Raw genomic sequence first — 12,137 nt, 5'->3', positions numbered from 1 at the left:
TGATGCGAACGTGTCGCGTGTCGTGTAACGGCCGTCACAAGGAGGTTCACTCCAACCGACGCTTCGTGGGCTTGAGGGGCCCGGACAGGCGCGGCCCGGCGAACTTGCGCTCGAGCCGGCCCAGCCCGGTGCGCACGGGCTGCGCCAGGTACTCGCCGAACACGACACCCCCGGCGAGGGCGAGGGCGATGCCGCTGGCGAAGACGAGGGTGCTCAGACCGGCCGGGTCACCTTCCGCGGTGAGCTGGAACAGGCCTCGGTACGTCGTCCAGCCGGGCAGCAGCGGCACCACGCCCGCCTGCACGACGACCAGCGTCGGGATGCGCAACCGGCGGGTCAGCGTCGCGCCGCCGAACCCGGTGATCGCGGCGGCCACGGCCGACGCGAGCAGCGCGTCCAGCCCGGCGCTCGTCACGAGGCCGTAGGCGGCGGTGCCGATGCCGCCGGAGAGGGCGGCGGCGACGAGCGCGCGAGGCCGGGCGTAGCAGGCGAGCGCGAAGAACGCACTCGTCGCCGCGCCGGCCGCGAACTGCATCGGCACCGCGGAGATCAGGGCGGGCAGCGGGTCGCTGAGCTTGATGTCGAGCCCGAACCGGACGGCGGCGCGGATCGCCAGCGCGACGCCCGCGATCAGGCCGGCGCTGAGCAGCACCGTCTCGACCGTGCGGCCCGCGGCGGTGACGTTGTAGCCGGAGATCGCGTCCTGCACGGTGCTGACCAGCGCGAGCCCGGACAGCAGCACGACGATCCCGACGGCGACGAGCAGGCTCGGCCGCACCGGCAGCAACCCGGTCGCGTAGACGGCGAGCGCGGCACCCGTGCCGAGCGCACCGCCGACCAGTTGCTGGAAGAAGAACGGCAGCGCACGGCGGTTCAGCAACCGGCCGACCCGGTCGACCACCGCGGTGATGGCCGCGGCGGTGAGCGCGAGCACCAGCCCGCCGCCCACGAGGAACGCCACGGAGGCGGCCATCCCGCCCCACGCGGCGGTCGCCACCCAGCGCGGGTACGGGTGCTTGGCGTTGACGATGGCCTCGAGCCGCGCGTGCGCCTCCTCGATCGGCCCCGGGTTGCGCACGAGCTGCTCCACGTCCGCCAGCCGGGTGTAGTCGAGACCGCGCTGCCGGACGACGCGGATCGAGGTGATCGGCAACGCCTCCGTGCCGCGGTGGCACGACACGCTGATGGAGGTGTAGATCACGTCGACTTCCGTGTGCGGCAACCCATAGCTCTCGGTGACGGAGAGAATCGTGGCTGTCACGTCGGCCGCACCGGCTCCACTGGCCATTTGGACCTCACCGATCTTCAAGGCGAGATCGAGTACCAGGTGAACCGTGGTGTCATCGGGCAAAGCGGGGCCGTGCAGGCTGTTCGCGGAAATCTTGCGCACCTCCGTCGTGTGATCGTGACGGGACTTCGGCTGTTGCTGTGTCATCGGCCACCTCCGATCGGGCGACCCGAAAAGGAGGACATGATCACTGTCCGTTGGTTACCCTCCTGACCTGGTCAAGGCGGTCGTCAGGACGCTTTGGGCCACTCAGTTGGTTGGTCCGACTCCGGTCGGAGCAATCCGATCACACTGAGAGCAGACCGTTCGCCGCAGGTAGCACCCGCAACGGGCGCTTACGATGTTCGCGAACGCGTGCCGGCCGGCGTAGCTCAATTGGCAGAGCACTCGCCTTGTAAGCGAAAGGTTAGGGGTTCGATTCCCCTCGCCGGCTCTCGGGAAGACGGGGTTCGCCCAGGTGGGCGGGCCCCTGTTCCACTTCCACCACCGCACGCGCCAGTTCCTGCGAATGAGCCGTGTGCCGTCCGGTGCGGCGAAGGGCCCGCGGGGGATCGGCACGACCCGGCCTGCTCCGGTCGCCCACCGCCCCGCTGCGCCGTTCGCCAGTTCGCACCTCGGTGTGCGACCGGATCTCACCGGTGTGGTCGCCGGATCCGCCGCAAGACTGATCCTGTTCACAGGTGAACAGGCGTCCGTGACACCCGGGAACCGGTGTCACGGCATCGCGCCGAGGTGGTTCTCGTCCTGCTCTGTCTGGTTAGGACATGACATTGTGGGACCTATGTCCTACCTCGCGGATAGCGCGCGCTACGACCAGATGACGTACCGGCGGACGGGACGCAGCGGCCTCAAGCTGCCCGCCATCTCGCTCGGCCTGTGGCACAACTTCGGCGGTGACCGGCCGTACGAGTCGGGCCGGGGCATCGCGCGGAGGGCGTTCGACCTCGGTGTCACGCACTTCGACCTCGCGAACAACTACGGTCCGCCCTACGGCTCGGCCGAGATCACGTTCGGGCAGATCCTGGAGGACGACCTCCGGCCCTACCGCGACGAGCTGGTGATCTCCACGAAGGCGGGCTACGACATGTGGCCGGGGCCGTACGGGGAGTGGGGCAGCCGCAAGTACCTCCTGAGCTCGCTCGACCAGTCGCTCACGCGGATGGGGCTCGACTACGTCGACATCTTCTACTCGCACCGGTTCGACCCGGAGACGCCGCTGGAAGAGACGATGGGCGCCCTGGTCAGCGCCGTGCAGCAGGGCAAGGCGCTCTACGTCGGCATCTCGTCGTACTCGCCGGCCAAGACCCGCGAGGCGGCCCAGCTGCTCAAGAGCGCCGGGGTGCCGCTGCTGATCCACCAGCCGTCGTACTCGATGCTCAACCGCTGGATCGAGCCGGAGCTGCTGGACACGCTGGAGGAGGTCGGCGCGGGCTGCATCGCGTTCTCGCCGCTCGCGCAGGGCATGCTGACCGACCGCTACCTGAACGGCATCCCCGAGGGGTCGCGCGCCACGCAGGGCAAGTCGCTGTCGACGGACCTGCTGAGCGAGCAGAACCTCGGCCGCATCCGGGCGCTCGACGAGGTCGCGAAGTCGCGCGGGCAGTCGCTGGCGCAGCTCGCGCTCACCTGGACGATCCGCGACCCGCGCGTCACGTCGGCGTTGATCGGCGCGTCGTCGGTCGGGCAGCTGGAGCAGAACCTCGCGGCCCTGCAGGCGCCGCCGCTGACCGACGACGAGCTCGCCGAGATCGACAAGCACGCCGTCGAGTCGGGCATCGACCTGTGGGCCACGTCCTCACGGGCGGAATGAGCCAGTGGCGCGTCGTTCCGAGCCACACCACTAGCTCGCGTGCCGGGGGAGGCGGATCGTGAAGACCGTCGACCCCGGCCTGCTGGTCAGCGCGATCGTGCCGCCGTGCGCCTCGACCAGCGACTGGACGACGGCGAGGCCCAGGCCGCTGCCGCCGCGCTGGCGGGTCCGCGAGTCGTCCACGCGGTAGAACCGGTCGAAGATCCGCGCCTGGTCGGCCTCCGGGATGCCGGGACCGGTGTCGGCCACGCGGATCACCGCCCAGCCGTTCTCGGCCGTCACCTGCACCGACACCGCGGTGCCGGCGGGGGTGTGCACAGCCGCGTTGGTCAGCAGGTTGTCGAGCACCTGCCGCAGGCGCGTCGGGTCGGCGGTCATGGTCACCGTGTCGGCGTCCAGCGACAGCTCGTGGGTCTGCCGGGCCGCGCGGAACGCGTCGGCGGCCGCCTCGGCGACCACGGACAGGTCCACCTCCTCCGGGCGCAGCGGCGGTTCCGACTCCGCGGAGTCCAAGCGCGCCAGCAGCAGCAGGTCGTCGAGCAGCACGCTCATGCGCGACGCCTCTGACCGCAGCTTCTCCAGGTGCTTCTCGCGTTCGCCGGGTTCGTTGGCCGCCGCGTACTTGAAGAGGTCGGCGTAGCCGCGCAACGAGGTCAGCGGCGTGCGCAGCTCGTGCGAGGCGTCGGCGATGAACCGCCGCAACCGTTGTTCCGCCGCCGTGCGCGCGGACAACGAGGAGTCGATGTGCGCGAGCATCTTGTTGAACGCCTCGCGCAGCTCCTCGACCTCCACGCCGCCGCCGCGTCCGTCCACGCGCGCATTGAGGTCGCTGGAGTCGGTCAGGTCGTGCGAGGAGATGTCGTGCGCGGTGTCCGCCATGTCCGACAGGGGCCGCATGCCCTTGCGGATCAACGCCTGCCCGCCCACGACCAGCGCGACGAGGGCGGCCAGGAACGCGATCACGCTGACCGTGACGAGCTGGGAGATCGTGCCGTCGCGGTCGGTCATCGGGGCCGCGCTGACCACGATGAACTCGTCCTGGACGATCTGGCAGGCGCGCAGCCGGAACCTGCCCTCGCCGCGCAGGTACTCGGTCTGGAACCCGTCGGCCGTCAGCGCCTTCTTCGCGAGGGCGTCGAACTCCTCGCGGTCCTGCGGCTGCTGGCCGCCGGGCAGGGGCGTGACGCCCCCGTTCTCGATCTTGTAGACGACGGCGAACCAGTCCGGCGGGATCTTGGTGACCTTGCCGTAGTACTCGACCTCCTTGGCCGCGCCCTGCTGGCTGATCACCATCTGGTCGTCGAGGCGGCGGTCGAGGAACGACTGCATCGACGCGACCATCACCCAGCCGACGATCACGAACACCGTCAGCGCGAGCGCGCCCAGCGCCAGCGCGAGCCGGGTGCCGAGCCGCCAGTCGCGCAGCGGCTTCCAGGCGAGCTTCATCGCGGGCTCACTCCGCTGCTCGGCGGAGCACGTACCCCACACCGCGCACGGTGTGGATCAACGGCTCGCGGCCGTCGTCGAGCTTGCGGCGCAGGTGGGAGATGACCAGTTCGACCACGTTGGACCGGCCGCCGAAGTCGTACTCCCACACGTGGTCGAGGATCTGCGCCTTCGTGAGCACGGCCGGGGAGCGCCGCATGAGGTACCGCAGCAGCTCGTACTCGGTCGGCGTCAGCGTCGCGAGCTTGCCGCCGCGGCGGACCTCGCGGGTGTCCTCGTCCATCACCAGGTCGGAGACCTTCAGCACCGACCGCTTCCACGACGGACCGGTCGAGCGGCGCAGCACGGCCCTCAGCCGGGCCATGAGCTCCTCGACCGAGAAAGGCTTCACGAGGTAGTCGTCGCCGCCTCGGGTGAGACCCGCCACCCGGTCCGCGGTGCCGTCACGGGCGGTCAGGAAGACCACGGGCACCATCGCGCCGGCCGACCGGAGCCGATCGAGAACGGTGAACCCGTCCAGGTCGGGCAGCATGAGGTCGAGCACCACGATGTCCGGCTGGAACTCGGCCGCCTCCCTCAACGCCTCTTCGCCGTTGAGCGCGGTCGCGGCCTGCCAGCCCTCGTAGCGGGCGACGGTCGCGACGAGGTCAGCGATGTGCGGCTCGTCGTCCACGACGAGCAATCGAACCGAGTTGCCCTTGTCCACGTGCTCATGGTGCGTCACCCGGTGGCTCCCCCGCTCGATCGACAGGAAGTCGACAGCGCGGGCAAAGGGGAGCCACAGCCGCGGCGCAGAGGATCGACCACGACCGCCGGAGATCGCCCGACCGAGGAGCCCGCCGTGACGACCACCCTGCAGCACCCCGCGCGACCGGCCCAGGCCGGCCGGGCGACGCCGCACGAGGTGCTGGCCAAAGCCGGCCTCTACGTGTTCCTCCTGGCCAACGCGGCGTTCGTGACGTACCTGTTCACCGCGGCGGGCGTCGGCTCGAACAAGCTGGTCAACTTCGGCCGGCTCGCGGGTCTCTACGGCGCGCTCGCGATGGCGTTCCAGCTGCTGCTGGTGGCGCGGCTGCCGTGGCTCGACCGGCGCCTGGGCATGGACAAGCTCACCTCGTGGCACCGCTGGGTCGGCTTCACGATCTTCTGGATGCTCGTCGGGCACCTGGTCCTCATCGCGTTCGGCAACGCGGGCCCCGAGGGGCCGATCGCCGAGGTCGTCCGGCAGGCGACCGAGCTCGAAGGCATCCTCCGCGCGCTGGTGGCGTGGGCGGTCATCATGGTCGTCGGCGTCGTCTCGGCCCGCTTCGCGCGGCGCAAGATGGCCTACGAGACCTGGCACTTCATCCACCTCTACACCTACATCGCGATCTTCCTCGCGTTCTCGCACCAGGTCGCGGTCGGCAGCACGTTCCGCAAGTCCGCGCTCGCCACGGGCTACTGGTGGGGCCTCTGGGCGTTCGCGCTCGGCTCCGTCCTCATCGGACGCGTCGTGCTCCCGCTGTGGCGCAACTGGCGCCACCGGTTCCACGTGGCCGCCGTCGTGCCCGAGGCGCACAACGTCGTCTCGGTCTACATCGAGGGCAGGGACCTCGACCGGCTCGGCGCCCAGGCCGGCCAGTTCTTCCTCTGGCGGTTCCTGACCAAGGACCGCTGGTGGCAGGCCAACCCGTTCTCGCTGTCCGCGGCGCCCAACGGCAAGTACCTGCGGCTCACCGCGAAGGCGCTCGGCACCGGCAGCGCGGACATCCGCAACGTCCGGGTGGGCACCCGCGTGTTCGCCGAAGGCCCGTACGGCGCCTTCACGACCATGCACCAGATCAAGCCCAACGCGCTCCTCGTCGCGGGCGGTGTCGGCGTCACGCCGATCCGCGCGCTGCTGGAGGAGATCGAGGGACACGTCGTGGTGCTGTACCGGGTCGGCGACCCCCGCGAGGCCGTGCTGCTGCGCGAGATCGAGGGCCTCGTGAGGGCCAAGGGCGCCGTGCTGCGCCTGGTCACCGGCTCGTCGAAGACGATCACCCCGAACGGCCCGCTGCTCGGCCCGGAGAACATCGCCGCGCTCGTGCCGGACGTGCAGGACCGCGACGTGTTCATCTGCGGCCCCGGCGGCATGACCGACGCGGTGATCACCAGCCTCGACGAGCTGGGAGTGCCCGGCAACCAGATCCACGCCGAGCGCTTCGCGCTGGCCGACTGAGAGGGTTTGACGACGTGAAGAGGGCAATTCCCGTTCTGGCGCTGAGCGTGGCCGGTCTCGTCCCGGTCTGGCTCTACTCGCCGGCTTCCGGCCACGAGGGCGAGATCAGCGAGGTCGCCGCGCCGGAGACGCAGCAGCAGACCCAGCAGCAGACGGCACCCCGGACCACCCAGGCCGCGCCGAAGCCCACCGGTGCCGCGCCGAAGACGACGCAACCCCGCCAGCAGCAGACCACCCAGCAGCAGCCCCAGAACCGCAGCGTCTCCGGGCCCGCGGTGAACACGTCCGAGGGCACCGTGCAGGTGCAGGTGACGTTCCAGGGCACCAAGATCGTCGACGTGAAGGCGTTGCGGGCGCCCAACAGCAACCCGACCAGGACGGCGCTGCCGCTGCTGCGCGAGTCGGCCCTGAGGGCGCAGAGCGCGGACATCGACACGGTGTCCGGCGCGACCGCGACCTCCGAGGGCTACAAGCAGTCGCTGCAGGCCGCCATCGACGGGGCGAGGTAGGGATGTCCGTGCGGCGCGTCGACCACGTCATGGGCCTGCCGGTCTCGGTGGACCTGCGTGACGGGGACGCCGCACTGGCCGAGCGGGCGTTCGCCTGGCTGCGCGAGGCGGACGCCCGGTTCTCGCCGTTCAAGCCCGACAGCGAGGTGTCCAGGTTGGACCGGGGCGAGCTCACCGGGGAGGAGCTCACCCCGGACCTGGTCGAGGTGCTGTCGCTGTGCGACTTCTACGAGCAGTCGACCGGCGGCGCGTTCACGGCGCGGGTGCCGGGACGCGGGCTGGACCCGTGCGCGGTCGTGAAGGGCTGGGCCGTGCAACGCGCGGCGGACGTGCTGCGCGAGGGCGGCGCCACGTCGTTCTGCCTCAACGCGGGCGGCGACGTCGTGACGGCCGGTGAGCCGGAACCCGGAAAGCCTTGGCGCGTGGGCGTTCGGCATCCCGACCTCGCCGACCGGCTGAGCGTCGTGCTCGGCGTGCGCGACGGAGCCGTTGCCACGTCGGCGTTGTACGAACGCGGTCAGCACATCCTCGACGGCCGCACCGGGCAGCCCGTAACGGGGTTGATCTCCGTCACGGTCTTCTCCGACGACCTCGCGATCGCGGACACCACTGCCACAGCGGCGTTCGCGCTGGGCAGGGAGGGGATCGAATGGGCTGCGGCACAGGAGGAGTGCGAGGTCTTCATCGTCGACGAAGATCGTCGCGTGTACTCGAGTCCTGGACTTCCCGTACACATCTGTTAACATGCTCGCCCAACGGAGCCTTGACTCCGGGGCACGTTTTCGTTGATCAAGAGCTGGATCGGAGCTCGCGCTCGGGGCAAGTCCCGGCCTGCTGTCGACCAACTGCTCGTGCGAGAAAGCCTGCTGTGTTGCGAATTCGGGAGCGCAACCCAGCAGGCTTTCTCTGTGTCAGGCGTAGCGGTCCTCGTTGAAGTCGAGGTTGACCGCGGACATGCCGAGGTCGCGTCCCATCGCGTCGAGCACGTCCACCATCTCGAGGCCCATCAGCCAGTCGCGGGGCAACGCGTCCGTGCCGTGCAGCGCGCCGAGGACGTTCCCCGTCAACGCCGCCGTGGCGTCGCTGCCGCCGGAGTGGTTGGCCGCCGCGCGCATCGCGTCGACGAACTGCGCCGGCTTCGGGTGCGTCAGCACGGTGTAGACCGCTATCGCCAGCGCCTCCGGACCCGTCCAGCCGCTGCCGAGCCGGTCGACGCGCACCGGCGACTGGCCGTCGTGCTCCTCGGCCAGCACCACGGCTCGCGTGAGGACGGTCGCGGTGTAGGTGTCGTCACGCAGCACCCGGCCGATGACCTGGTCGACGGCCTCGCGCACCGGCCTGCCCTTCACGGCGAGCAGGTGCACCAGCAGCGCCAGCGCGCCACCGGACACCCAGCCTCCCGTGCCGCCGTGCGTCAGCGCGGCGAACCGGCAGCCCAGGTCGTACGCGATCGCCGCCGACGGCGCGAAGCCCGCCGGAGCGGTGCGCGTGACGCCGTTGCAGCCGGACGACTCGTTGTGCGGGTTCTCCGGAGTGGACGGTGTCTCGGCGGCCAGCGCGCGCAGGCACGTCAGGCCCGGCGAGCGGCTCTCGTACAGCCGTTCGTCGGCGAGCAGGCCCACGGCACCCTGCTCGGGAGCCGGTTGCTGCTGGGTGACCAGCCACCGCCGGTAGCTGTGCCAGACCGTCTCGATCGGCTGCCACTCGCCGGTGCGCTTGCCGCGCACGTACGCGCGCAGGTAGCCGTCGGCGGTGAAGAGGGTCAGCTGGGTGTCGTCGGTGAACAACGCGGGCTTCGGAGGTCCCAGGACGCCCTCGGGGCCGTGTTCGCGCTGGATGTCGGCCCAGCCGAGGTACTGCACAGGAGCACCGAGCGCATCACCGAGAGCGCCGCCGAGGAGACACCCGGCGCCGCGGTCAACCACGGAGTTCCGATCTCGCGGCACCCGTGAACAGTAGCGTCCCGCGAACTCGGGCCGCACTTGTATCTGGCACGGCCCCCTGCCCACCTGTTGGAGTGACGAGGTCAGCACGGGAGAGGGAGGGGCATGCGGAGCAAAACCGGACTCGAGTTCGGCGTGCTCGGTCCACTCCAGGTGCTCGCCGACGGACGGCTCGTCCAGCTGGGCCGCCGCGGCATGCGCGGGCTGCTGGCCATGCTGGTCGTCGAGGCGAACCGACCCGTCTCGATCGACCGGATCGTCGACGCGCTGTGGACGGACTCGCCTCCGGCCACGGCGCGGACCATCGTGCACGGTTACGTCTCGCGGCTGCGCAAGGTGCTGGAGGAGGCCGACCCGTCGGCCTCCGCGACCATCCGCACCACGCCGACGGGGTACCAGCTGACCGTGGACCCGTGGCGTCTCGACCTGCACCGCGCCCGGCAGCTCGTGGCGTCTGCCCGCGGCAAGCCCGCCGCCATCAGGGCGGGCTTGCTGCGCGAGGCGTTGGGTCTGTGGCGCGGCCCGGTGCTCGTGGACGTACCGGGCGACCCGATGACCTCGGGCCTCGAGGAGCTGCGGCTGTCGGCGTTGGAGGAACGCATCGACGCCGAGCTGGAGCTGGGCCGCCACCTGGAGCTGGTGGGCGAGCTGCGCGGGCTGTGCACCGAGTACCCGTTCCGGGAACGCCTGGTCGCGCACAGCATGCGCGCGCTCTACCGGTCCGGGCAGCGCGCCGACGCCCTGGAGGCCTACCAGCGGTTCCAGCGCCGTGCCGTGGACGAGCTGGGCATCGACCCCGGACCGCAGCTGCGGTCGCTGCACGAGCAGGTGCTGCGCGACGACCCGGTGCTGAGCGTGGTCGGCCCCGTCGAGTCGCGTCCCGTCGCACCGCGGGCGGGGATCGTGGCGCCCGCGCTGCTGCCCGCGTCCGCGTCGAGGCTGTTCGGCCGGGACGACGACAAGGCGTGGCTCGACACCGTCTGCGCGGCCAGGAACCTGCTCGCGACGACCGTGGTCGTGCTGACCGGCGCGCCCGGCGTCGGCAAGAGCGCCCTCGCGATCACGTGGGGGCACGAGAACTCCGAGATGTTCCCGCACGGCGTGCTGTTCGCGTCGCTCGGCGACACCGAGCCCGGTGAGGTGCTGACCAGGTTCCTCGTGGCGCTGGGCGTGCCGGCGGACGGCGTGCCGGTCGCGGTGCAGGACCGCGTCGGCCTGTACCGCTCGTTGCTCCACCGCCGCCGCGTGCTGGTGGTGCTGGACGACGCGACGGCCTTCGACCAGGTGCAGCCGCTGCTGCCGCCGGGGTCGGGCTCGGTCGTGCTGGTGACGTCGCGGTCCCAGCTCGAACGGCTCGTCGTCACCCACAGCGCCCGCGTGCGCAAGCTCGGTCCGCTGGACGACGACGCCTCCCGCGAGCTGGTCGACGACGTGCTGGGCAAGCCCCTGTCGTCGGAGGACCCGGTGGCGGCGAAGAAGCTCGCGGAGCTGTGCGGCGGGCTGCCGCTCGCGTTGCGGGTGGCGGCGGCGAAGCTCGTGATCAGTCCGGAGTGGACTGTCGAGGAGCTGGTGGGGGAGCTGGCCGACGACGGTCAGCGCCTGCGCGGCCTCGACCTGCCCGAGGCCGGGGTGGGGGTGTCGCGCGCGCTCGACCTCTCGACCCGCGACCTGCCGGCCGAACTGGGTGAGGTCTTCCAGTCCGTCGGCCTCGCGCCCGGCCGGTGGATGTCGTCGCACGCCGTGGCGGCGCTGACCAGCACCCGCGTCGAGTCGGCCCGTGACCGGCTGGCGCAGCTCGTCGAGGTGAACCTGCTCGTCGAACCGTGGCCGGACGGGTTCACGATGCACGAGCTGGTCCGGCTGTACGTGCGCGGGGTCGGCAGTGCGGACCTGGACTCGCTGCGGCGCCTGGTGAACTACTACCTGGTCGTGTGCGACCACGTGCGCCGCGCCATCAGGCCGGCACGCGACGGGCTCGACTTCGCGTTGCGGGACAACGGGTCCACGTCCCTGCCGGCGTTCGAAGACCCGGTCGACTGGTTCGACCGGGAGTGGCCCAACATCGTCGCGGTCGTGCACGCGGCCGCCGAACGGGGCCTGCACGACCAGGTGTGGCAGCTCGTCCGGCTGCTGCACCACTACGCGACCGTGCGCGCGCTCACCGGCGAGTGGGTGGCGCTGGTCGGGTTCGGCCTGGCCGCGGCCGAGGTGACGGGGAGCCGCCTCGGCCAGGTCCTGATGCTGGACACGACCTACACGACGAACGCCCGGCTGGGACGACCCGTCCTGCTGCCGGACGCGCGCCGTGCGCACCGGCTCGCGACCGAGCTGGGCGAGCGCCAGTACCTGGTGCTGACGCTCGCCCAGCTCGCCGACGTCCTGTTCCGCCTGCAGTTGCACGACGAGGCGCTGCTGCACTTCTGGGAGTCGGTGCAGCTCGCTCAGCAGTCCGGCGACACCGTCGGCGAGGCCCACGGCCTCAACAACGTGGCGCAGGTCGAGCAGGCCCGCGGCCACGTGGACATCGCCCTGCGGCACCAGGCCCACGCCGTCGAGGTGTACCGGCGCTCGGGTGACCAGGTGGCGTTGATCCGCGGCCTCGCGAACCTCGCCGAGCTGCACCTCGACGCGGGAGACCTCGACCAGGCCGAGCTGCTGGCCCGCCAGGTCGTCGACCAGGCCGCCGTCGCCGAGGTGCTGCACCTGGAGGGCTTCGGCCGCCACGTCCTCGGCGGCGTGTTGCTCCGGCGGGCGGAATGGGTTGCTGCGGCAGCGGAATTGACCGAGGCGCTGCGCCTGTACTCGCAGATCAACTCAGCCCGCGCGGTCGAGGTGCGGACCCTTTTGGACTCGCTGTCGTCCGAGGTTTAGCGGGCGTTTAGTCATCTGGTCCCAAAACATGGGATGTTGGACGTGCGGGCCGCCGAGTGGGGGATTGCCG

Annotated in this window: 9 protein-coding genes and 1 tRNA gene; 6 read left to right on the top strand and 4 right to left on the bottom strand. The window is 71.0% G+C overall.

The features are described 5' to 3' along the window. Positions 1-46: 46 nt before the first annotated feature. A complete protein-coding gene (locus L6E10_RS18320) occupies positions 47-1,435 on the bottom strand; it encodes a threonine/serine exporter ThrE family protein (RefSeq protein WP_236220703.1) in 1,389 nt (462 codons plus the stop codon). 213 nt (positions 1,436-1,648) lie between these two features. Between L6E10_RS18320 and L6E10_RS18315 the strand changes: the two genes are divergently transcribed. Beyond that, positions 1,649-1,721: transfer RNA gene (locus tag L6E10_RS18315), tRNA-Thr, on the top strand. Between the two features lie 348 nt (positions 1,722-2,069). Next, positions 2,070-3,098, top strand: a complete 1,029-nt coding sequence (mgrA, locus tag L6E10_RS18310) for an L-glyceraldehyde 3-phosphate reductase (protein WP_236220702.1) — start codon at positions 2,070-2,072, stop codon at positions 3,096-3,098. A 30-nt stretch (positions 3,099-3,128) separates the two neighbouring features. Here mgrA and L6E10_RS18305 read toward each other — a convergent pair whose 3' ends face one another. Further along, complete coding sequence (locus tag L6E10_RS18305; protein ID WP_236220701.1) at positions 3,129-4,544, bottom strand: cell wall metabolism sensor histidine kinase WalK; 1,416 nt, start codon at positions 4,542-4,544, stop codon at positions 3,129-3,131. Between the two features lie 7 nt (positions 4,545-4,551). Continuing rightward, entirely contained in the window at positions 4,552-5,268 is a 717-nt protein-coding gene (locus L6E10_RS18300) for a response regulator transcription factor (RefSeq protein WP_374236914.1), read from the bottom strand. A gap of 117 nt (positions 5,269-5,385) precedes the next feature. Here L6E10_RS18300 and L6E10_RS18295 point away from each other — a divergent pair, with 117 nt between their 5' ends. From L6E10_RS18295 to L6E10_RS18285, 3 genes are read left to right on the top strand one after another with little or no spacing between them, the layout of a single operon-like run. Further along, entirely contained in the window at positions 5,386-6,744 is a 1,359-nt protein-coding gene (locus L6E10_RS18295; RefSeq protein WP_374236912.1) for a ferric reductase-like transmembrane domain-containing protein, read from the top strand. A 14-nt stretch (positions 6,745-6,758) separates the two neighbouring features. Next, positions 6,759-7,253 (top strand): FMN-binding protein, encoded by a 495-nt coding sequence (locus L6E10_RS18290; RefSeq protein WP_236220700.1) that lies wholly within the window; start codon positions 6,759-6,761, stop codon positions 7,251-7,253. A gap of 2 nt (positions 7,254-7,255) precedes the next feature. Further along, positions 7,256-7,996, top strand: a complete 741-nt coding sequence (locus L6E10_RS18285) for an FAD:protein FMN transferase (RefSeq protein WP_236220699.1) — start codon at positions 7,256-7,258, stop codon at positions 7,994-7,996. Positions 7,997-8,164: 168 nt separating this feature from the next. On the opposite strand, the gene L6E10_RS18280 is transcribed toward L6E10_RS18285, so the two are convergent. Continuing rightward, positions 8,165-9,178 carry an ADP-ribosylglycohydrolase family protein gene (locus L6E10_RS18280; RefSeq protein ID WP_308102834.1) on the bottom strand — a complete coding sequence of 338 codons (1,014 nt, stop codon included), beginning with the start codon at positions 9,176-9,178 and terminating at the stop codon, positions 8,165-8,167. A 123-nt stretch (positions 9,179-9,301) separates the two neighbouring features. Between L6E10_RS18280 and L6E10_RS18275 the strand changes: the two genes are divergently transcribed. Continuing rightward, entirely contained in the window at positions 9,302-12,067 is a 2,766-nt protein-coding gene (locus tag L6E10_RS18275; RefSeq protein ID WP_236220697.1) for an AfsR/SARP family transcriptional regulator, read from the top strand. Positions 12,068-12,137: the final 70 nt, after the last annotated feature.

It is taken from the genome of Lentzea sp. CC55 (assembly GCF_021056325.1).
Classification (GTDB): domain Bacteria; phylum Actinomycetota; class Actinomycetes; order Mycobacteriales; family Pseudonocardiaceae; genus Lentzea; species Lentzea jiangxiensis.
This window is presented reverse-complemented; position numbering and strand designations above follow the sequence as displayed.